This is a genomic window from Natrinema sp. LJW11 (genome assembly GCF_056135975.1).
The window spans coordinates 276,386-297,281 of sequence record NZ_JBWBDM010000003.1; the positions used below are offsets into that span (position 1 = coordinate 276,386).

Here is a 20,896-nt window from a genome sequence, read left to right on the forward strand (position 1 = left end):
TGGTGACAGCGCCAGTTGAAACTCGACAGTCAGCCGCTACTGGCCGTCCGCGGCAGCGTGACGAGCCGTCTCCCATTTCCCCTTCGACTCGAGGTGTGACTGGAGTTCGTCGGCGTACTCCTGTGTGAGCCGTTCAGCTGCGTTCCGTTGTTCTTTCTCCGAGGAGCCACCGCCGCCTCCCATCCCGAGTGCGCCCATGATCGAGTCGAACACCCCGCCGCTCGAGGAGTTCGAACCGGCGTTCCCGCCCCCCGCGCCCCCCATCGCGCCCATCCCGGCCTGTACGTTTTCGAGTTCTGGGATGACCCCGTCGAGTTTGTCCGTATTGGCCACGATCCGCGCCCGGTCGGGGTCGTCGGGGTGTTCGATCTCGAACTCCGTGGCGGTCATGATCAGGCTCCACTGCTGGTTGGAAAAGCGCGACTGCTGGATCCGCTCGGAGAACTCCTGATCGACGGCCATCCGCTCGCCGACGATCCGATCCGTCCACGGGTTGTCGCTCATGCCCCCCGATTTGGGCGGCGGCTGTATCAGCGTTTCCCCTCCCCGATTTTCGATCCGTCGCCGTCGCGGAGCGAGTTGCAGTTCGCTCGAAAAGTGTCACTCTACCAGACCGTCCTACGTGTCAGGATAATGCTAATGTGCGTTCCCGTTGTATGCTATCACATACCACTATGTACGACTCCATCCTCGTCCCGACCGACGGCTCTCGAGAGGTCGAACGCGCGCTCGAGTACGCGTTCGAGCTCGCTCGCGAGCACGACGCAACGATCCACACACTGTACGTTGTCAACGCGGCCGGTTACGGTGGTCTGCCGATGGAAACGGCCCTCGACGGCGTCAACGACGCGCTCCGCGGCGAGGGGCAGGCGGCGGTCGAGCGGGCCGAAGCGCTCGCACCGGACGACGTCACGGTCGAGACCGAGGTTCGCGAGGGGTCACCGAGTCAGGTCATCGTCAATGAGGCGGATCCCGCGGAATGCGATCTGGTGGTGATGGGAACGCACGGTCGCGGCGGGATCGACCGACTGTTGCTCGGCAGCGTCACCGAACGGGTCGTTCGACGCGCCTCGGTACCGGTGCTGACGGTGCAAGTCGATCCCGACAAGGCGAGCGAGCGCTCCGACGAGCGACAGCTCGCCGTCGAGTGAAACGGACTGCCGTAACGATGGACGCGAGCACCCGCAGGACGACTCGCGATGGCTCCGGAACGGACTGACAACGGTCCGTCTGAGAGTCGTCCGCGGACGAGTGGTCACGAGGACAGTCGTCTCCCCTCTTTTCGCCGTGATTCGAACGTTCGAGACTGAATCGAATTCGATCAGACGGGGCGCAGGTGTTCACAGTCTCCCGCAGCGACCGTCACCCGGTCGTCGTCGGTCTCGACCACGAGCGCCCCCGATTCGGTCACGTCGATCGCCTCTCCGACGATCTCGCCCGACGGCCGATCGACTCGCACGCGCTGGCCGAGCGTCAACGCGAGGTCCCGCCACGCCGGGACGACGGCGTCGAGGTCGCTTCGGTAGCTGTCGAACTCCTCGAGCAGGCGCTGGACGAATCGTCGGCGATCGACGTCGCCGACCTCGTCGCGGACGCTGGTCGCCCCCTGGGGCAGCGCGTCGGCGTCGAGATTCGCGTTGATCCCGACACCGACGACGAGCCAGTCGACCCGATCCGTCTCGCCCTCCATCTCCGTCAGAATTCCCGAGAGCTTGCGGTAATCGCCGTCGTCGCCGACCGGGACGACCACGTCGTTTGGCCACTTGATCCGCGCGTCGACGCCCGCCTCTCGAGCCGCAGTCGCCGTGGCGACCGACGCCGCGAGCGTGTACAACGGGGCTTGCGCGGGAGTGATATCGGGGCGCGTCACGACGCTCACCCAGACGCCGCCCGACGGGGCCGACCACTCGCGCTCGAGGCGACCGCGGCTGCCGGTCTGTTCGTCCGCGAGGACGGCCGCGTCCGTCGCGCCCTCGCCCGCCAGTTCGCGCGCCCGATCGTTCGTACTCCCCACGGAATCGTGGTACTCGATCGAAAACGGAGCCTCGAGTCCGAACTCGACCGACGGGCCGTTGTACGCCGCGACGTCGGTGAGGTCGTAGCCGTCCGGCCCGCTCTCGATCGCGAAGTCGGCCTCGCGCAACGCCTCGATGTGCTTCCAGACGGCCGCCCGCGAGATATCGAGCGATTCCGCCAGCTCCGGCCCCGATGCCGGCCCGTCCGCGAGCGCCTCGAGAACCGCCCGTCGCGTCTCGTTCATAGCCTCGCAAGGGGGCCGGTGGCACTTCAATCGGCGGGATCGTCCCCCAGCGGCGAGGGGCGGCAAAATAGCGCGTGGGTTCCGCCCGAGAGACGCGTCGGTTTCAGGAGCGCAGTTCGCGCAGCTTCTCGCGGCCGGGCGCGATCAGTTCGTCGAGGTGGCTCGCGAGCGTCCCCTTCGCGTCGGCGGGGTGGAGTTCGCCCGACTCGAGGTCCGCAGCGAGGTCGTCGTACGCCTCGTAGGTGAGATCGCCGCCGTACTTCTCGGGCCGCTCGACGACGACTTCGTCGAAGCGCGGGAAGACGTGGTACTCGAACAGTTCGAGAACCGGGTTCTCGAGGTCGCCTTCGGGGTCCCGGGTCGGCGGACAGAACGCCGAGTTGACCTTCTCCTCGAGTTCGTCGGTCGAGTCCTCCATCGAGATGGTGATCCCCTCGCTCGAGGACATCTTCCCCTCGCCGCTCGTGAGGTCGGCGACGATGGGCGTGTGGAGGGCCGGCCGAACGTCGTACTCGAGTTCGGGCAACTTCTCGCGGGCGAGCATGTGGACCTTGCGCTGGTCGAGCCCGCCGACCGCCAGATCGAGATCGAGATATTCGATGTCCAGCGTCTGCATCAGGGGGTAGACGAGGTGGCTCACTTTCGCCGTCTCGTCGCCCTGGATCTCCGCCATCGCGCGCTGGGCGCGGTTCATCGTGGTCGACAGCTCGAGTTCGTGCAGGTCGAGGGTGTACTCCTCCTCGAGTTGGAACCCGGAGCCGTAGACGAACTCGGTGTTGTCCTCGTCTAACCCGTAGGCGACGAACTGGGCTTTCATCTGCTCGGCGGTGGCCCGAATCTCCTCGAAGGTGCCCTTCCCGTTCAGGTAGGCGTGGACGTCCGCCAGCAAAACGACGACCTCCATGCCCGCCTCCTGGAGGTCGATGAGTTTGTTCGCGGTCAGGAGATGGCCGAGGTGGAGCACGCCCGAGGGTTCGTAGCCGACGTAGGCCCGCTTGCCCTCGGGCTCGGCGGCGAGGTCGCGGACCTCCTCGTCGGTGACGACCTCCTCGGCGTTTCGCGTGAGTAGCTCGTAGGCGTCCATGTGTGGACTGAAACCGGAGGAGGAATTTATACCTCCTGAATCCCGACTCGAGCGGCCATCGAGGGCGGGAGGCGGGGCACGGCTTCGGAACCGACTCGACGCGGTCGCGTGCGGTCCCGGAACGCGTCAGGCTGACAGTTCGCGGACCGTCGTCGTGCCGTCCTGGTGAACGCGGATGCGGTAGCCCTCGTACGAAAACGCGACGTGGGCGTTCGCCTCGAGGGGTGCCGGTGACGAGAAGAGACCGGTGATGAGGCCGTCGATACGGTAGTATATCGGGGCCAGCTCCATCGGTTCGACGTCATCGATGTCAGCGATGACCTCGACGAGTTGGGCCGCCGGATCCTCCTGATCGGTGTCGAGCTGTCGTCGAATCACGCCGCCGTCAGCAGTAGGGTCGGTCAGTCCAGTCATCGATATCGTGACTGTCAGTGTCCCCGACTGGTAACTATTGCACCGGCTACTGCCTGCCCGGCTACGCGGCCCGCGCGGCCTGTGGCGGGTCGCGTTTCGCTGATTCGTGGATCCGCCATCCCTGCAGACGCGTTCGTCGGTCCGGGCGAGCGGGTCCCGATCGTGGAACCCGCCGACGATCGAGACGCCGGTTCACGGGCTCGGGGAAAGGGCTGAGAGAGGCCGAAACGACGGGTTAGAGATCGCCCGATCGGATCCGTTCTTCGGCCTCCTCGAGCGCCCGATCCCGGTCGAAGCCCTCGATAACCGCCCGGAGCTCGTCCTCGTCGGCCGCCGCCAGCTCTCGCGCGTGCTCGGTGATGTTCGGCACCGCGCGGATGATGTTGTCGACGATCGGCACGTCGGCCACCTGCGGCGAGCGCGACAGCGGGTTGAGGTCGATCACGATCTCGGTCTTGCCCATCTCGTCTAACGCCTCGGCGCGGTCGCCGTCCTCGAGGGGGACGAGCACGACGTCGGCCTCGTAGATGCCGTCGGCGTCGACCTTCGAGCGCTCGTGGTCCAAGTTCGGAATGTGTGCGTCGGCCTCGAGTCCCTTGACCTCGTCCGCGCCGTGCTCGCGCAGGTGATCGGCGATGGCTTCGATTCGCTCGGGCGTTCGGTTGAAGAGATTGACCTCGAGATCGGCCTCGACGGCGTCGGCCAGGGCGGCCATCTCGCCGGGGACCAGCGCGGCGACGTTGCCGTTGATCGAGAGCACGGGATGCTCGGCGAGCAGGAGGTGTGCCGCGGCGGCCCGTTCCGCGTCGTCGGCGCTCGGAATCGTCTCCTCGCCCAGCAGGTAGTCAAAGGCGCTGCCCCGTCCCTCGGCGTGCATCCCCTGGAGGTGGGTGATCCCCATCTCGACGCCCCGCTCGATTCGGTGGCGAGTGAGCAGATCCTGGTATCTCGGGTGGTCCTCCGGGATCTCCTCCTCGTGTTCGACGTCGGCGGAGACGCTGTCGTAATCGCTCACGAGCGGTGACTCGATCCGTTCGATAAAAAGTCAACTGATACTCGCGCCGCCGGACTACTCCGTAAACGTGATCCAGCCGTCGGGCGCCTGCGCCTTCACGTCGTTCATCGCCTGGCGGGCGTCCGTGCGGTTCGCGTAGGTCTGCGTGCTCTCCGCCATCGTCGTCCCGTACTCGTCGATCAGTTGCCAGACCCAGCCGTCGTCGGCGGTGTGCAACTCGAAGGAAACGCTGTCGATTTCGAGGATACTCGCCGACTCGATCAGGTCGCGAACGTTCTCGAGGGCATCGCGTGCGGCGCCGACCGTCTCGTGCGTTTCGGAGCCGGACGCGACGGTGCGACCGTCCTCGTCGATGAGCCGCCAGCGCCATCGCTCGTCCTCGTCGGCGACGAGTTCGAACGAAGCGACGTCGAAGTCGACGCGGCCGGCCATCGGCGCGAGCCGACGGACCGCCTCGATCGCCTCCAGCAACTCGTCCTTGCTCGCAGCGGAGTCGACCGCCTCGGCGAGCACCTCGCGATCGCGGTCGACGAGTTCCCACGACCAGTCGTCCTCCCCGTCGAGACGAATCACGGCGTCCTCGATCGCGAAGATCGGCGCGTCGGGCGCGCGGGCCGTGAGGGCGTCGACGCCGTCGGTCGCCGCCTCGCGGTCGGCGTAGGAGACGGTCGAGTCGGCGATCTCCGCTCGGTCGCGGTCGAGCAGCCGGAAGTGCCACTCGCCGTTGCCGTACAGCTGCACGGATACGTCGCCGATCGTGGAGCGACGAGCCGTTGCGGCGGCGTCGCGCACGTCGTCGAGACCGTCGACCAGTTCGTCGCGGGTCGGATGGTCCTCGCCGTCGACGGCGACGGTGTCACCGGACGGCATGATGAACCGCCAGTGCCAGCCCTCCGTCGCGTACGTCTGGAAGATCGCCCGATCCATCGTCCGCACGTCGGAGTCGAGATACTCGAGTAGCCGATTCATCGCCTGGCGCGCGGCCCCGCGGGTGGGATGGGTCGCCGGGTCTTCGGCGACGAGTTTGCCGGCTTCGTCGATGAGCCGCCAGCCCCACTCGTCGTCCTCGTTCACGAAGAGTTCGAACGCCGCGGTCTCGATCTCGAGGAGTTCGGCGTTGGGCGCCTGCTCTTTCAGCGTCATCATCGCTTCCGCAGCATCGCCGCGGGAGGTGTGTTCCTCGCCGCTGTCCGCGAGGACGTTCCCGTCCTCGTCGATGAGCCGCCAGCGCCACTCGCCGGAATCGGCTTCGTAGACCTGGAAGGCGGCGTTCTCGAACTCGATGAGCTCCGCCTCGCTGGCCTGCTGGCGAACGCGCTCGATCGCCGTCGTCGCCGCGTCGGCGTCCGCGTGTGGTTCCGTGCTCGCGGCGACGACGTCCCGGTCGTCGGTGACGAGCCGCCAGTGCCACGGCCCGGTCTCGTCCGCGTCGGGCGCATCGACGGTCGTTCCGCCGTCCGCCGCCGGCTCGGGCTCTTCGACCGTCGCGGGGAGGTCGTCGTCGGGCGTGGATGCGGCGCTGCCACTGGCGCTGTGTCCCGCCGCCGGATACACTTCGTACTCGGCGTCCTCGATCTCGACGACGTCGGCCTCGCGAGCGTTCTCGCCGAACTGATCGGCCCACTCCGCCGAGCCGTCGTGTTCGGGCGTTCCCTCGGGTCCGCGCGCGACGACGTGCTCGCTCTCGTCGACCAGCCGGTAGCGCCACTCCTCGCCGGACTCGTAGAGCTCGTAGATCGGTTCGCCGGCGACGGTGACCGACGCCGACTCGAGCGCCGGGAGCAACGCTTCGGCGGCCTTCTCGGCGTCGCGCCGGGAGTCGAACTCGTCCGTGCTGTCGGCGACGACCTCGTCGTCGGCGTCGACGAACCGCCAGGTCCAGCCGTCGGCTCGCTCGCAGAGTTCCACCCCGACGTGCTCGACGTCGAGCACCCACGCCTGGTCGAACCGTTCGGCGAACGTCTGGGCGGCGTCTTCGGCCCGCTCCTGCGTCGAGTGCCCCGTCTCGCTCGAGGCCAGCGGAGCGCGTTCGTCGTCGACCAGTTGCCAGTACCACTGGTCGCGTCGCTCCTCGTAGGTGAAGGCGGCGCCCTCGATCTCGATCACGTCCGCGTCGGGACCCCGATCTTTCAGGAAGCTGACCGACTGCTCGGCACCGTCGCGCTGGTCGAACTCGCCGGCACAGGAGCCGACGATGGAACCGTCGTCGCGCGCGAGCGTCCACTGCCACGTGCCGTCGCGGTCCTCGTAGAGCCGGAACGCCGAGGTCGTCAGCTCCATCAGCCCAGCGGAGCTGATCTGGTTCTGAACGCGCTCGATGCCCTCCGTCGCGTCCGGCCGGGTCACGGCGCTCTCCGTGCTCTGGGCCAGCGCCTCGAGGTGGAGGACGTGCCACTTCCAGTCGCCGTTCTCGTCGCGGAAGACGGCGAACTGTGCGCTTTCCATCGCATCCCCGGTGAGAATCGGCGGATCTTCGGTTTTCCCTTCCTCCGCGACGAACATCCCCTTCTGGCCCGTCAATATGGGCACGAGCGCGGTCACGCCCGCGATGATGCCGATACCGAGCGTGTAGACCGTGATGACTTCGACGCTGTAGTCGGCCCCGATCTGTTGTCCGAGTTCCCGCCATCTGCGCGGATACGCCCACCCGAAAAGACCAACGCCCGCAAACGAGACGAGAAGGCCGACAGCGCTCGCCTGAATCCCTCGCTTTCGGACGGGTAACATCAGAACGATACCGAACAGACAGAGCGCGAGCCCCGTAGCCGCAGTGATACCGGAGCCCCTGATAAGCGGGTAGTTATTCCCTTCACCCGCGTACCCGATCACGAAGGCCGCCACGCCGGCCGCACCGATGATATAGCCGACGATGAACAGCCAGTAGCCGTAGACGTCCTTGCTCGAGTCGGGTTCACCGACGTAGTGCTCATACAGCTGAAATAAGCTTTGGTGAAAGTCAGTTCGTGAAGCCATTGTCAAACTTGACCGGATAACTTGAACGAACCATAATAAAGTTCTGGCTACCAGTAAGTTATCTGTTATGAAAAGGCGCGTCCCCCTCGAGTCGCACCGGTCGCCGACCTGTGCCGATTAGTGGCGTTCGAGTCACTCGCTATATCGTGGCGTACACGACCGCTATCCCTGATATCGGATGCGTTCGGTCACCGTGATCGGGACCGAAAACGGTCACCGGACGACGAGGGGATAGCGACCGAGCGGAGCACGCCCTTACTTGAGCACTGCACCGGCCGGATGCGTGGCGCAGACCGAGGGGTCGTAGCCCGCATCGGACAGCCCCGTCCCGAGCGCGAAGACGGTTTCGCCGAGCATGGCCATCGACGCCTGCCCGTCGGCCGCCGAGACGTCGGTGATCGCCTCCGAAACCTGCGCCGTCAGCAGCCCCGCATCGCGAGCGAACAGCCTCGAGGCGTACAGGAAGGAGAGCAAGGTCGGCTCCTCGACGACACGCGCGAGCGCTTCCTTCCCGGCGGCGGTCAGCGCTTCCGTATCGCCCGAGAGCACGTCGGCCGTCGAGCGTTCGCCGAACGAGACGTATTCCACTCGTGCGCGGGCGGGGATCGCATCGAGTTCGTTGTGATGGGGGCCGCCGGGCTCGAGGCGGATCGGGACGCCGCCGTGGGCTTGGGCAACCACGTCGCCGAGCCCCGTCCCGGCCTGAACCTCGGCACCGTGGGCGATCGTGACGAGTTCGTTCATCGAGAGCTTGCGATCGAAGACGCGGTTGGCCGCGAGCGCCGTTCCCAGCGCCATCGCTCCGGAAACGCCGAACCCGGACCCGATCGGGAGTTCGGAGTTCGCCTCGACTCGAGCGGTCGCGTCGAGCGTCTCGAGGACGGTCGCTACCGGGTCGACATCGATCTCCGTCCCGTCGAGGACGACGGTCGTCTCCGTCGCTGGCTCGACCGTTACGTCGACGCCGTCCGTCAGCGTCAGTCCCGCGCCTCGTGAACCGGCTTTCGTCGGATCGTCGTCCGGATGGGCGCTGAAAAAGCCCGTAACGTGTCCGGGGACGAACGCCGTCGCCTCCTCGCGCATTACGCCACCGCTTTCGGCCGGAGCGATATAACGTTGAAGATTCCGCGATCGCCGATAGACTCGGCGGTTCGAGTCGGTTTGATGCCCGAACTCCCCTCGAGACGAGCGATAGCCGGTCTCGCGTACGCGCGATCGGGGACGCGTGTCCACCGGAAAACGTGACTCGTTTCGCCGAGGCCGTTCGGGATCGGATCGTTCCGAAACGCGTTCGTTTGAACGACACTACGACTGCCAGACCACTACTGTCAGAGACAGCTTTTAGCATTGTATTAAATACGCTCTATATAGAAGAGAAAATTGCATCGTCTATCATGTGATACTACTGCCCGTCTCATGACAGACAACGACAAACTCGGCGAACAGCCGGCGACCGACGAATCGACGACCGATCGACGAACGCTCCTGAAGGCCACCGGAACGACCATCGCCGGCGGAGCGGGGCTGGCCGCGGCCTCTGGGTCCGCGTCCGCGCAGTTCGGCGGCCCCACCGTGATCGAAGTCGACGACGGGTGGCTCGGCTGGAGCGCCGACGGCAGCATCCCCGTCGCGGACGAAGTCCTCGTCTTCATCCACGGCTGGTTCGGCGATAGCACCGTCGAGAGCCAGACCACCGACGTCGAGGATTCGCTCGTTTCAGGCGGCTATACGCCCGACGAAACCGTCGCGATCGAGTGGCCGGGTACCACGCTCAATTTCGTCGGTGCCGAGGCCGATACCGAAGACGTCGGCGAGGTCGTCGCGGGCCTCGTCGAGGAGTTCTACGATAGCGGCGGCGGGAACATCCGTCTCGTCGGTCACTCGCTGGGTGGCCGCTGCGTCTACTGGACCGCGACCAAGCTCAGCAGCGGCTACGAGATCGAAACCGTCGCGGGGCTCGGCGCGGCCGCCGACGGCTCCGAGATCTGTGGCAACCCGTGGAATCCGGGTCTCAGCAACGCCTGCGAGGTGCGCAACTACCACTCCGGGAACGACTCGACCGTCGGCTCGGCTTACGGCGGCTTCGGCGACACCGCGCTCGGGACGGACGGTGCCGGCTGCGACCCCGCCTCGAACTACACCGACGTCGACGTGACCTGGAGCGTCGGCAGCCACCTCGCGTATCTGGGTGACTCGACCGTCGGCAGCGATCTCGCCGGTGCGATCAACAGCGGCTCCTGTACCAGCGGCGGTGACGGCGGTGACGACGGCGACGACGGCGGCTGGTTCGACTTCTAATCAATTCGCGGCCGACCGCACGGTTTCTGGGCGCGACGCAGCCGTCAGTTTCCGATACCCGCGTTCTTCCAACACGTTGCTGACGAGTAGCCCGTCAGTTCGAAACAGCGGTCGGCGCACGTCGCGCACTCGCCGAGCAGACAGCAGCCAAAATGGATCCCATACCGCCACATATACTATAACATTTATACTGTGCAGTGTTAAATACACTCACAAACGCAGAGTAAGGTACATCCTCCTTGTGAGTATACGAGTGGGTGTCGCATGACAGAACAGAACTCCCCTGACGAATCGCAGACGACCGCTCGACGAACGCTCCTGAAGACCGCCGGCACCACGATCGTCGGCGGCGCGGGACTCGCCGCCGCATCCAACTCGGCGTCCGCCCAGTTCGGCGGTCCCCAGATCATCAGCGTCGACAGCGGACTGCTCGGCTGGAGCGCCGACGGCAGCCTCCCCGTCACGGACGAACTCCTGATCTTCATCCACGGCTGGTTCGGCGACACCACCGTCTCGAGTCAGACATCGAACCTGCAGGGCTCCCTCGAGGCGGGCGGGTATTCGCCCAGCGAGACCGTCGCAATCGAGTGGCCCGGGACGACGCTCAACTTCGCCGGCGCAGAGGCCGACACGGAGAACGTCGGCGAAGTCGTCGCCGGGCTGATCGAGGAGTTCTACGATAACGGCGGCGGGAACGTCCGCCTCGTCGGTCACTCGCTGGGTGGCCGCTGTGTCTACTGGACCGCGACCAAAATCGGCAGTAGCTACGAGATCGATACCGTCGCCGGCCTCGGGGCCGCCGCCGACGGGGCCGAGATCTGCGGGAATCCGTGGAACCCGGGCATGGCCAACGCCTGCGAGGTCTGGAACTACCACTCCTTCAACGACTCGACGGTCGGCGGCGCCTACGGCATCGGCGCTACCACCGCGCTGGGCACCGAGGGCGCCGGCTGTGGCGTCGCACCGAACTACCTGGACGTCGACGTCACCGCCAGCGTCGGGAGCCACCTCGAATACATGGGCTCCCAGGGGGTCGGGAACCACCTCGCCAGTGTCATCAACGCCGGCTGTGGGAGCGTACCCCGCGGGGAACCGACGGGAATCGCCGAGGGGACCTATCGGATCACGAACGTCAACAGCAACCGGTTGCTCGAGGTCGCCAACGCGGAGACGAGCGACGGTGCGAACGTCCAGCAGTACGCCGACACCGGTCACGCGACCCAGCAGTGGGTGGTGAGCGACAACGGCGACGGCACCTACACGTTCGAGAACGCCAACAGCGGGAAGCTGCTCGAGGTCGCCAACGCGGAAACGAGCAACGGCGCGAACGTCCAGCAGTACGCGGACACCGGAAACCCGACCCAGGACTGGATCGTCCTCGACAACGGCGACGGGACCTTCGCCCTGGAGAACGCCAACAGCGGCAAGGTCGTCGACGTCTACGAGTCGAGCACGGCCGACGGCGCCAACGTGGTCCAATGGTCCTGGAACGGCGGTCCACAGCAGCGTTGGACCCTGGAACAGATCTGACCCGGGATCCGACCATGCTGCACTGACGCGGATAGTTCGGACGGCGGCTGGTTCGACTTCTATTGTAGCCACTGACAACCACTGTACACCTGATCGCACGACTGCTGTGCGATCAGCGTGAATCGTTTCATCCGGTCTGCTGTCGACCAGTTCCGGCGCGATCGCGGTCCGACCTGCTGTCGCGCCGGTACGTCGGTACAGCAAACCGTATCCGTTGTTACTATAATTCCCGACCGACCACCCTGATTCCAGGGCGTACCGGCGCAACTGCTCGAACTCGCCACTCTCGTTCTTCCGGTAGTCGACGACGAGCAGCCGTCAGGTCAGTTTTGACCGTTCGGGCGAGCCGCCTAACGGCGATGCTCACCCATCGCTCCTGCTCGACCGACAACTTGTCGCTGGAAATATTGATGGAGAGTGATGGATACTTAATATTTTATCATACGGGCCTTGAATGCACTCAGAATAGCGGGGTAAAGACCAATCGGTTCGTACCGAAACGAGAAAGCGTCGCATGTCAGATAAGCACATCCCCGACGAATCGTATTCGACCGATCGACGAACGCTCCTCAAGACCGCCGCGACGGCCGCCGTTGCGGCCGTAGGGGTCGGCACCACGGCGGGGTCGGCCGCCGCGGACTCCGACTCGATCATGGAGGTCGACCTGCGAGGCGGAATCCCGCCAGTATCGGCGGCGCCGCAGGGAGAGGACGAGGTGATCTTCAACGTCCACGGCTACACCGGGTCGTCGGCCAGCGTCAGCCAGTCACAGACGCTTCAGGACACGCTCCGCCAAGTGGGTAGCACCGAGACGGTAACGGCGGTCACGTGGGACGACAGCGGACTCCCCAGTTCGGCCGAGTCCAGCGCCCGCCAGCAAGGCGCGGACTTCGCCGACTGGATGGAGGGGTACATCCAGGCGAACCCCGGCACGACGATCCGGATCCTCGGCCACTCGATGGGCGGGATCGTCACGTTCGAGTTCCTGGCCGCAGCCGAGGGTCGCTTCCGGGTGGCAAACGCCGACACCATCGGCTCCTACGAGGTCACCGACGCGCCCTGCGAGGGATCCGCGTTCCACACCGCGATCGAGAACGTGGCGAACTTCTCCGGGAACTACTTCTCGACGAACGACTCCATCGCACGCCTCGGCAGCGGGCCGGCGGACTGTGGCTGGGGCGGTGGCTCGCTGCCGTCGAACTACGCGGACGTCGACGTGAGCGGCTCCGTCGGCAGCCACACCACCTACAAGGCGAGCACCGGGTTCGGGCAGGCGTACCTCAGTAACTTCTCACCCGCCGTCGACCGCGGTGGCGGCAGTGGCGGCGGTGGCGGGTCAGGCGCACAAATCTCCGAGGGGACCTACCGACTCACGAACGTCAACAGCGGGAAGTTGCTCGAGGTCGCGAACGCGAACACGAGCGACGGCGCGAACGTCCAGCAGTACGCAGACACGGGCCACCCGACCCAGCAGTGGGTGGTGAGCGACAACGGCGACGGTACCTACACGTTCGAGAACGCCAACAGCGGGAAGCTACTCGAAGTCGCCAACGCCGGTACGAGCGACGGCGACAACGTCCAGCAGTACGCGGACACCGGCCACCCATGCCAGGATTGGATCGTCCTCGACAACGGCGACGGGACCTATACCCTCGAGAACGCGAACAGCGGCAAGGTCGCCGACGTCTACGAGTCCAGCACGGCCGACGGCGCCAACGTCAATCAGTGGTCCTCGAACGGCGGCCCACAGCAGCGCTGGACCCTCCAGCAGGTCTGATCCTCGATCGAGAGGTGCGCCGACGAGGGCGTCGATAGGTGGCAGGTACTCCGATCGATGGCTGGGGCACCGGACTCATGACTGTCGGTCCGACCCTCGAGACGTCTCGGAATCCCACGGGACTCACTTCTAGTAGCAACTGAAACTATCTACACACCGATCGCACAACAGTCGTGCGATCAGGTGTGGAGTGACTGTCAGTTCTATTATAGCCTCGGCGGCGAGAGCGTGCGACTCGTCGGCCACTCGGTGGGCGGCAGCTGCGTCTACCGGACCGCGACCACGCGTAGCAGCGGCTCCGAGATCGAGACCGTCGCCGGCCTCGAGGCCGCCGCGGACGGGTCGGAGATCTGTGGCGACCCGTGGAATCCCGGCCTCAGCAACGCCTGCGAGGTTCGGAACTACCACTCCGAGAACGACTCGACGGTCGACGGGGCCTACGGCGGCGACGATGGCGGCTAGTTCGACTCCTCCTTCCCGGTCGATCGCATCACTTTCAGGGCGCACCGACGCAACCGTCCGTCTCCGACACCCCACGTTCTTTCGGTACGTCGTCGACGAGCAGCCGTCAGTATGAGCGTCCAGTTCGTGTACGGAGACCGGCGGATCCGACCGGTGGGGCGGACGTTCCGCACTCGAAGAGCGACAGCGGCCGGAAATGTCGCCAGAACAATTGTCTATCCATAACATTTTCTCCGAGGGGTGTTAAATATACTCAGAATAACGGGATAAAATCCAACCAGATAGTACCTAAATGAGCGGTCGTCGCATGACAGACAACGACACCCCCGACGAACCGCAGACGGCCGATCGACGAACCCTCCTGAAGACCGCCGGCACCACGATCGTCGGCGGCGCGGGACTCGCCGCCGCCTCCAACTCGGCGTCCGCCCAGGTCGGCGGCCCCACCGTGATCGGAGTCGACGACGGCCTCCTCGGCTGGAGCGCCGACGGCAGCCTCCCGGTCACCGACGAACTACTCGTCTTCATCCACGGCTGGTTCGGTGACTCCACCGTCGAGAGTCAGGCTACCGACGTGCTGAATTCGCTCGATTCCGGCGGCTATTCACCCGATTCGACCGTCGCTATCGAGTGGCCGGGTAGCACGCTCAACTTCGCTGGCGCCGAGGCCGACACCGAAAACGTCGGCAACGTCGTCGCCGGTCTCGTCGAGGAGTTCTACGACAACGGCGGCGGAAACATCCGGCTGGTCGGCCACTCGCTGGGCGGTCGCTGTGTCTACTGGACCGCGACGAAACTTTCGAGCGGCTACGAGATCGAGACCGTCGCGGGACTCGGCGCCGCTGCGGACGGCTCGGAGATCTGTGGTAACCCGTGGAACCCCGGGCTCAGCAGCGCCTGCGAGGTCCGCAACTATTACTCCCAGAACGACTCGACCGTCGGCAGCGCGTACGGCGGCCTCGGCGACACCGCCCTCGGGACGGAAGGGGCCGGCTGCGACCCCGCACCGAACTACACCGACGTCGACGTGACCTCCAGCGTCGGCGGTCACCTCGAGTACCTCGGCGACCCGATGGTTGGTTCCGATCTCGCCACGGCCATCAACGCCGGTTGTGGCAGCGGTACCGGGTCGGGCACGGAGATCGCCGAAGGCACCTACCGGCTGACCAACGCCAACAGCGGGAAGCTGCTCGAGGTCGCCAACGCGAGCACGAGCGACGGCGCGAACGTTCAGCAGTACGCCGACACCGGCAACGCGACCCAGGAGTGGGAAGTGAGCGCCAACGGGGACGGTACCTACACGTTCACGAACGCCAACAGCGGGAAGCTGCTCGAAGTCGCCAACGCCGGCACGAGCGACGGCGACAACGTCCAGCAGTACGCCGACACCGGCAACGCGACCCAGGACTGGATCGTCCTCGACAACGGCGACGGCACCTACAGCCTCGAGAACGCCAACAGCGGCAAGGTCGCGGAAGTCTACGAAGCGAGCACGTCCGACGGCGCAAACGTCGTCCAGTGGTCCTCGAGCGGTGGGGCCTGGCAGCGCTGGTCCCTCGAGCAGCTCTGAGCTACCGACCGTACCCGACGCGCTCTCTGAACTCGCGATCGGATGGGAGAACACGCGGAAGTCGTTAGCGCCACCGGGCGACTCCCGTCGAACACTGAGGGAAAGTAGCGGAACCAATCGGTCGGTTCGTACTTCTCGACTCGGTCATCTCTTTCAGTCCCGCATTGCGACTCTCTGATCGGTACCGATACTCCCGCCAAAACGGGAGCGCCATCCGATAGCGATTCGGTTACAGCCGTGCTCGAGTCGCTGTTCTGACCGCTCCAACGACCCGCTCCAGTGTGAACGATCGCAGGAAAAATGGTTGGTATACCAATTACTATTTATTAATTGTTTACCTGAGTGGTGTTAAACGTACTTCGTATAGAGGAATTAAACCCAACCATCGCGCTTCCAAATGGGTGGGTGTCGTATGACAGACACCGACCGACCCGCCGAGGAGAAGACGACCGACGAATCGACGACCGACCGACGAACGCTCCTGAAGGCCACCGGAACGACCATCGCCGGCGGAGCGGGGCTGGCCGCGGCGTCCGGATCCGCATCCGCACAGTTCGGCGGTCCCACCGTGATCGGAGTCGACGACGGCCTCCTCGGCTGGAGCGCCGACGGCAGCATCCCCGTCGCGGACGAAGTCCTCGTCTTCATCCACGGCTGGTTCGGCGACTCCACCGTCGAGAGTCAGACCGAAAACGTGCAAGACTCCCTCGAGTCCGGCGGCTATACGCCCGACGAAACCGTCGCGATCGAGTGGCCGGGTACCACGCTCAACTTCGCCGGTGCCGAGGGCGACACCGAGGACGTCGGCGAGGTCGTCGCCGGCCTCATCGAGGAGTTCTACGACGCCGGCGGCGGGAACATCCGCCTCGTCGGTCACTCGCTTGGCGGCCGCTGCGTCTACTGGACCGCGACGAAGCTCAGTAGCGGCTACGAGATCGAGACCGTCGCCGGACTCGGCGCGGCCGCGGACGGCTCCGAGATCTGTGGCGATCCGTGGAACCCCGGCCTCAGCAACGCCTGCGAGGTTCGCAACTATCACTCCGAGAACGACTCGACCGTCGGCTCGGCTTACGGCGGTCTCGGCGATACCGCCCTCGGAACTGAGGGTGCGGGCTGTGACCCCGCATCGAACTACACCGACATCGACGTCACCGCCAGCGTCGGCGGCCACCTCGAGTATATGGGCGACGATACTGTCGGTTCGGACCTCGCCGCGGCCATCAACGCCGGCTCCTGTACCAGCGGCGGTGGCGGCGATGGCGGCGATGGCGGCGATAGCGACGACGGCAGCTGGTGGGGCTAGTACTCGCGGCCGATCCCATCCACCCGCCCCAGTAGCGATCCGAACCCAGTGAGAGTCGTCCGAGCCGTTTTTCTTCGCCAACGCGTCCCTTCGGAACCCCGGTACGGTACCCAGTTTCGTGTCAGAAACGGTATCGAAAGACGCCTCGAGTGCCCGGGCGACACGCTATTTGTCGGTCACGGACTGCCAAGACCACATTCGTGAAACCTGTCCAAGAGGGGGTCTCCGCCCGAGGCGGACTCGAGAATCCGACGTGCTCTGTGGCTCTCAGCGTCTTCGTCCTACGGACTCAGACGTTGGCGATCACGCGGGAACAACGCGGGATCAAAGATCCCGCGAGCCCCCACTCGACGGGCCGCGGCGAGCCCTAGGGGCTCAGCCGCTGCCGGTCTCGCGGGAAGAGAACAGCTTCTCGGATGTTATCCAGTCCGAGGATCGTCATGATCAGACGCTCGCCGCCGAGGCCGAAGCCGGCGTGAGGGGGCATGCCGTACTTGAACATCTTGGTGTAGTACTCGAACTGGTCGGGGTCGAGTCCCTGCTGTTCGAAGCCCTCGATGAGCTTCTCGTGGCGGTGTTCGCGCTGGCCGCCCGAGACCAGTTCCATGCGCGGGTGCATCAGATCGAAGCCGGTCGACAGCTGGGGATCGTCGTCGTGATCCTTGATGTAGAACGGCTTGATCTCGCTGGGCCAGTCGGTGATGAAGTAGTGACCGCCGACGTCTTGCCCGAGCGCTTCCTCGGCCGGCGTCGAGAGGTCGTCGCCCCAGACGAGTTGCTCGTCGAGTTCGCCCGTGGCGTTGATGCGCTCGATGGCGTCCTCGTAACTGATGCGAGGGAAGTCGCCCTCGGGGACTTCGAACTCCTCGGCGAGGTCGAGTTCCTCGAGCTGGTCGCCGAAGTTCTCCTGAACGGACTCGTAGGCGGCTTTGACGATGCCCTCGGCGACGTCCATGGCGTCGGTGTGGTCACAGAACGCCCCCTCGAAGTCGATCGAGGTGGCCTCGTTGAGGTGACGCGGCGTGTTGTGTTCCTCCGCGCGGAAGATCGGGCCGATCTCGAAGACCCGCTCGACGTTCGAGCCCGCGACCAGCTGCTTGAACAGCTGTGGCGACTGGTTCATGAAGGCCTCCTCGCCGAAGTAGGTGATCGGGAACAGTTCCGTCCCGCCCTCGGTCCCCGTCGCGACGATCTTCGGCGTGTTGATCTCCGTACAGTCGTAGTCGCGGAATTGGTCACGGACTGCACGCAGCACGTCCGAACGAATCTCGAAGACCGTCTGGACCTCGTCCTTGCGAAGGTCGAGGGTGCGGTTGTCGAGTCGCGTCGAGAGGTCGGCGTCGACCTTCTCCGAGGGGTCGAGGGGGAGTTCGGGGTCGGCGGGCGCGACGACCTCGACGGACTCCGGCGTGACCTCGACGCCCGTCGGCGCGCGCGGTTCCTCCTCGACCGCACCGGAGACTTCGATGACGCTCTCGCGGGAGACGCCCAGTCCCGTCTCGACCAAGTCCTCGTCCATCTCGTCTTTCTCGAACTTGATCTGGATCTTGCCGGTTGTGTCCCGGAGAATCAGAAAGGCGATGCCCCCGAGATCGCGGATCTCGTGGACCCAGCCGGCGACCGTCGCGTCGTCGCCCGGCTCGGCGTCGGCAGTGTAGGTTCTGTCCTGCATACCACCCGATTCACGCAGGCGGAACTTAAGCGCAGTCGTTCGCACCGAGAGTCGCGGGTCCGTCGAACCCCGCAGTCGACGCTGCGTTTGGCACCGACAGCGGTCCGCACAGCGCGGGGACGGTTCGATCGACGGGGCTCCGTCTCGCCCGACTCACCGGGAAACCGTGCCGGCCAGAACGTAATACTCGTGGTGTGGCTCTCGCCCCCACAGCACCGGATCGACGAGCGGTTCGTACTCGACGTCTCGGAGACCGTGTCGTTCGAAGACCGCACGCAGCTCCTCGGGCGGTCGCCCGTGGTACATCGGCAGGTCGTCGTGGATCCGTTCGTACTCGTCCCACGGTTCGTCGTGGGCCCAGTAGCCCTCGATCACGAGAATCCGCCCACCCGGTTCGACGACCCGCCGCCATCCTCGATCGCCGTCTCGGGGTTCGGCAGCGTCCAGATGAGGTGGCGAGCCGTAATCAGTTCGACGGCGTCGTCGGGAACCGCGAGGGCCTCCGCGTCACCGCGGTAGAAGTCGGCCGATCGGTCCGTCCGTCGGGTTTTCGTCCGGGCGCGCTCGAGCATCGCCGGTGCAAAGTCGACGCCGGTGACGCGGTGGTTCAGGGCCGCCAGCAGCAGCGAGATGACCCCCGTCCCACACCCGATATCGAGCACCCGCAACGGTTCGTCGCCGGTCCACTCGCGCAGGACCGACAGCCACTCCTGGTGTTGCTCCTCGCTGTGGATACCGTGCTGGCTCGCGTCATCGAACGTCGTCGCGCACCCGTTCCAGTGCCGTCGGACGAGTTCCTTGACGGCCGTCTCGTTCCGATCCGGTCGCGTCATGCAGGCGGTCGCCTCATCTGTACCGACCTTCCGCTAGATTCGACAAAAGCGTGGGGGTCGCGACGGTCGTCTCGGTGGTGAGCGGCCGTTCGAAGCGGATATTCGTCCGCAGCGCGGCGTGCAACGGCGCCAGACGAACCGTTTTGTCGGCCCGGCACGATTTCGGCCGTATGGACGACCTCGAGCGACTCGCCGACGACGTCCGAAGCGCGGACGCGGTCGTCGCCTTCACCGGCGCGGGGATCTCGGCCCCCTCCGGCGTCCCGACGTTCCGGGGCGACGACGGCGTCTGGGACCGGTTCGACGAGGGACAGTTCGCCTACGGCCGGTTTCAGCGCGATCCCGAGGGGTTCTGGCGGGACCGCGTCGAACTCCAGCGAGCGATGTTCGACGGGGAGTACGAGCCGAACGCGGCCCACGAGGCGCTGGCCGAGATGGGGCGAGACGGCGACCTCGAAGCGATCCTCACCCAGAACACGGACGGGCTCCACGGCGACGCGGCCGCGGCGATCGGTGACGGGGACGCCGCCGACGCGGACGGCGATCCCGGCGTGACGGCCGCCGGCGAGCCGACGATCCTCGAGTTACACGGCAACTCACAGCGAGTCCGCTGTACGGACTGTGAGAAACGCAGGGACGGCGATCCGATCTTCGAGCGCGCCGCGAACGGCGAACTCCCGCCGACCTGCGACTGTGGCGGCGTCTTCAAACCCGACGTCGTCCTCTTCGGCGAGCAGCTTCCGGGGGCGGTCATTCAGCGCGCGCGGTCGCTCGCCCGCGAGAGCGACGTCTTCCTCGCGATCGGCTCCTCGCTGGTCGTCGAACCCGCCGCCTCGCTCCCCCGAACAGCCGCCTCGACCGGTGCGACGGTGGGGATCGTCAACCTCGAATCGACGCCCTGTGACGATATCGCCGACGCGGTGCTCCGCGAGGACGTGACGGCGGCGCTCCCCCGGCTGCGGGACCTGGTCGCGGACTGAGGATCGTTCCCGCGTCCCGGCGCGGCCTCACTCGACGAGCCGCTGATCGATCAACTGCGCCTGGCCGCGCCGCAGCCGTTCGCTGACGGCCTGATTCGAGATGCCGAGCCGGGCGGCGATCTCGGACAGGCCCGTCTCGCGGGGTACCTCGAAGAATCCGTGCTCGTGGGCCAGCACGAGCGCCTCCCGCTGGGCGTCGGTCAGCTCGGATCCGCGGCCGCGGCCCCGGCGCTGACGGTCGTCGGCGGCGAGGCGCTGTAACTCGAGAGAGACGCCCTCGTTCGAGAGAAAATCGTGATAGCGACCGAACGAGTCCCGATCGGGAAAGCGCATCTCGATCTCCCAGCGCCCGTCCGAGCCGAGACACTCGAGCAGCTCGCCGCCGGCGTCGACCCACGCGCGATACGCGCCGATGACGTCCGTCTCGCTCCGTTGCAACCGGTATCGGCTCTCGCCGCCGGCACCGCCGATCCGCTCGAACTCGTCGATCGTGGCGTCGGCCGCGAGCGCGCGGTCGAGTCCGTCGCGGTCGCGACAGTGAACCCGACAGAACGCGATGGGGCGGTCGGGGTCGAGGGCGTACTGGCGCTCGAGTTCGACGTCGACCGACGGCAAGGCCTCGAGCGTCGGCCCGAGGAGGAGCGCCGGCGACGACGCCTCGAACGCGGCGAGGAGGCTCATGCAGAGTCGTGTGCCACGGAGAGACAAAACAGTTGAGGCCCACG

General features: G+C 65.9%; 16 protein-coding genes and 4 pseudogenes. 10 read left to right on the forward strand and 10 right to left on the reverse strand.

Features of this window, described 5'->3' with window-relative positions; all coding sequences use genetic code 11:
* Positions 1–36: 36 nt before the first annotated feature.
* Positions 37–504, reverse strand: a complete 468-nt coding sequence (locus AC0QDI_RS10335) for a DUF5799 family protein (protein ID WP_474667824.1) — start codon at positions 502–504, stop codon at positions 37–39.
* Between the two features lie 170 nt (positions 505–674).
* Between AC0QDI_RS10335 and AC0QDI_RS10340 the strand changes: the two genes are divergently transcribed.
* Positions 675–1,151: a universal stress protein gene (locus AC0QDI_RS10340; RefSeq protein ID WP_474667826.1), complete on the forward strand. Its 477-nt coding sequence runs from the start codon at positions 675–677 to the stop codon at positions 1,149–1,151.
* A gap of 170 nt (positions 1,152–1,321) precedes the next feature.
* Here AC0QDI_RS10340 and AC0QDI_RS10345 read toward each other — a convergent pair whose 3' ends face one another.
* The 6 genes from AC0QDI_RS10345 to AC0QDI_RS10370 all read right to left on the reverse strand — a co-directional run bounded on the left by AC0QDI_RS10345 (position 1,322) and on the right by AC0QDI_RS10370 (position 8,829).
* The gene (locus AC0QDI_RS10345) at positions 1,322–2,260 is read right to left on the reverse strand and encodes a biotin--[acetyl-CoA-carboxylase] ligase (RefSeq protein WP_474667828.1); all 939 of its coding nucleotides are present in this window, start codon (positions 2,258–2,260) and stop codon (positions 1,322–1,324) included.
* 103 nt (positions 2,261–2,363) lie between these two features.
* A complete protein-coding gene (locus tag AC0QDI_RS10350) occupies positions 2,364–3,344 on the reverse strand; it encodes a tyrosine--tRNA ligase (protein ID WP_474667830.1) in 981 nt (326 codons plus the stop codon).
* A gap of 126 nt (positions 3,345–3,470) precedes the next feature.
* A complete protein-coding gene (locus AC0QDI_RS10355) occupies positions 3,471–3,758 on the reverse strand; it encodes a HalOD1 output domain-containing protein (RefSeq protein WP_474667832.1) in 288 nt (95 codons plus the stop codon).
* Positions 3,759–3,993: 235 nt separating this feature from the next.
* The gene (locus AC0QDI_RS10360) at positions 3,994–4,773 is read right to left on the reverse strand and encodes a 4-phosphopantoate--beta-alanine ligase (RefSeq protein ID WP_474667834.1); all 780 of its coding nucleotides are present in this window, start codon (positions 4,771–4,773) and stop codon (positions 3,994–3,996) included.
* Between the two features lie 54 nt (positions 4,774–4,827).
* Positions 4,828–7,746 (reverse strand): DUF1508 domain-containing protein, encoded by a 2,919-nt coding sequence (locus AC0QDI_RS10365; protein WP_474667836.1) that lies wholly within the window; start codon positions 7,744–7,746, stop codon positions 4,828–4,830.
* A gap of 255 nt (positions 7,747–8,001) precedes the next feature.
* Entirely contained in the window at positions 8,002–8,829 is an 828-nt protein-coding gene (locus AC0QDI_RS10370; RefSeq protein ID WP_474667838.1) for a pantoate kinase, read from the reverse strand.
* 333 nt (positions 8,830–9,162) lie between these two features.
* Here AC0QDI_RS10370 and AC0QDI_RS10375 point away from each other — a divergent pair, with 333 nt between their 5' ends.
* From AC0QDI_RS10375 to AC0QDI_RS10410, 8 genes and pseudogenes are all read left to right on the forward strand, one after another.
* A complete protein-coding gene (locus AC0QDI_RS10375; RefSeq protein ID WP_474667840.1) occupies positions 9,163–10,044 on the forward strand; it encodes an esterase/lipase family protein in 882 nt (293 codons plus the stop codon).
* A 264-nt stretch (positions 10,045–10,308) separates the two neighbouring features.
* Positions 10,309–11,112 (forward strand): annotated as a pseudogene (locus AC0QDI_RS10380) (alpha/beta fold hydrolase); the annotation flags it as partial.
* Between the two features lie 78 nt (positions 11,113–11,190).
* Positions 11,191–11,574, forward strand: coding sequence for an RICIN domain-containing protein (locus AC0QDI_RS10385; protein WP_474668347.1), 384 nt, complete (start codon positions 11,191–11,193; stop codon positions 11,572–11,574).
* Positions 11,575–12,088: 514 nt separating this feature from the next.
* A complete protein-coding gene (locus tag AC0QDI_RS10390) occupies positions 12,089–13,351 on the forward strand; it encodes an RICIN domain-containing protein (RefSeq protein WP_474667842.1) in 1,263 nt (420 codons plus the stop codon).
* Positions 13,352–13,555: 204 nt separating this feature from the next.
* Positions 13,556–13,798 (forward strand): annotated as a pseudogene (locus tag AC0QDI_RS10395) (alpha/beta hydrolase); the annotation flags it as partial.
* Between the two features lie 322 nt (positions 13,799–14,120).
* Positions 14,121–14,936: pseudogene (locus AC0QDI_RS10400) on the forward strand (alpha/beta hydrolase); the annotation flags it as partial.
* 18 nt (positions 14,937–14,954) lie between these two features.
* Positions 14,955–15,383, forward strand: coding sequence for an RICIN domain-containing protein (locus AC0QDI_RS10405; RefSeq protein ID WP_474668349.1), 429 nt, complete (start codon positions 14,955–14,957; stop codon positions 15,381–15,383).
* A 412-nt stretch (positions 15,384–15,795) separates the two neighbouring features.
* Complete coding sequence (locus AC0QDI_RS10410; protein WP_474667844.1) at positions 15,796–16,686, forward strand: esterase/lipase family protein; 891 nt, start codon at positions 15,796–15,798, stop codon at positions 16,684–16,686.
* A 367-nt stretch (positions 16,687–17,053) separates the two neighbouring features.
* Here the strand turns inward: AC0QDI_RS10410 and aspS are convergent, their stop codons facing one another.
* Both aspS and AC0QDI_RS10420 read right to left on the reverse strand, forming a co-directional pair.
* Positions 17,054–18,358, reverse strand: a complete 1,305-nt coding sequence (gene aspS / locus AC0QDI_RS10415) for an aspartate--tRNA(Asn) ligase (RefSeq protein ID WP_474667846.1) — start codon at positions 18,356–18,358, stop codon at positions 17,054–17,056.
* Positions 18,359–18,511: 153 nt separating this feature from the next.
* Positions 18,512–19,191 (reverse strand): annotated as a pseudogene (locus tag AC0QDI_RS10420) (class I SAM-dependent methyltransferase).
* Between the two features lie 170 nt (positions 19,192–19,361).
* Here AC0QDI_RS10420 and AC0QDI_RS10425 point away from each other — a divergent pair.
* A complete protein-coding gene (locus AC0QDI_RS10425; RefSeq protein ID WP_474667848.1) occupies positions 19,362–20,171 on the forward strand; it encodes an SIR2 family NAD-dependent protein deacylase in 810 nt (269 codons plus the stop codon).
* Positions 20,172–20,198: 27 nt separating this feature from the next.
* On the opposite strand, the gene AC0QDI_RS10430 is transcribed toward AC0QDI_RS10425, so the two are convergent.
* On the reverse strand, positions 20,199–20,852 hold the full coding sequence (locus AC0QDI_RS10430; RefSeq protein ID WP_474667850.1) for a helix-turn-helix domain-containing protein: 654 nt from the start codon (positions 20,850–20,852) through the stop codon (positions 20,199–20,201).
* Positions 20,853–20,896: the final 44 nt, after the last annotated feature.

Excerpts from the sequence above, each read along its gene's own strand:
- AC0QDI_RS10335 (WP_474667824.1), bottom strand. The coding sequence starts at position 504 with ATGAGCGACAACCCGTGGACGGATCGGATCGTCGGCGAGCGGATGGCC.
- AC0QDI_RS10340 (WP_474667826.1), top strand. The coding sequence starts at position 675 with ATGTACGACTCCATCCTCGTCCCGACCGACGGCTCTCGAGAGGTCGAA.
- AC0QDI_RS10345 (WP_474667828.1), bottom strand. The coding sequence starts at position 2,260 with ATGAACGAGACGCGACGGGCGGTTCTCGAGGCGCTCGCGGACGGGCCG.
- AC0QDI_RS10350 (WP_474667830.1), bottom strand. The coding sequence starts at position 3,344 with ATGGACGCCTACGAGCTACTCACGCGAAACGCCGAGGAGGTCGTCACC.
- AC0QDI_RS10355 (WP_474667832.1), bottom strand. The coding sequence starts at position 3,758 with ATGACTGGACTGACCGACCCTACTGCTGACGGCGGCGTGATTCGACGA.
- AC0QDI_RS10365 (WP_474667836.1), bottom strand. The coding sequence starts at position 7,746 with ATGGCTTCACGAACTGACTTTCACCAAAGCTTATTTCAGCTGTATGAG.
- AC0QDI_RS10370 (WP_474667838.1), bottom strand. The coding sequence starts at position 8,829 with ATGCGCGAGGAGGCGACGGCGTTCGTCCCCGGACACGTTACGGGCTTT.
- AC0QDI_RS10375 (WP_474667840.1), top strand. The coding sequence starts at position 9,163 with ATGACAGACAACGACAAACTCGGCGAACAGCCGGCGACCGACGAATCG.
- AC0QDI_RS10390 (WP_474667842.1), top strand. The coding sequence starts at position 12,089 with ATGTCAGATAAGCACATCCCCGACGAATCGTATTCGACCGATCGACGA.
- AC0QDI_RS10410 (WP_474667844.1), top strand. The coding sequence starts at position 15,796 with ATGACAGACACCGACCGACCCGCCGAGGAGAAGACGACCGACGAATCG.
- aspS (WP_474667846.1), bottom strand. The coding sequence starts at position 18,358 with ATGCAGGACAGAACCTACACTGCCGACGCCGAGCCGGGCGACGACGCG.
- AC0QDI_RS10425 (WP_474667848.1), top strand. The coding sequence starts at position 19,362 with ATGGACGACCTCGAGCGACTCGCCGACGACGTCCGAAGCGCGGACGCG.
- AC0QDI_RS10430 (WP_474667850.1), bottom strand. The coding sequence starts at position 20,852 with ATGAGCCTCCTCGCCGCGTTCGAGGCGTCGTCGCCGGCGCTCCTCCTC.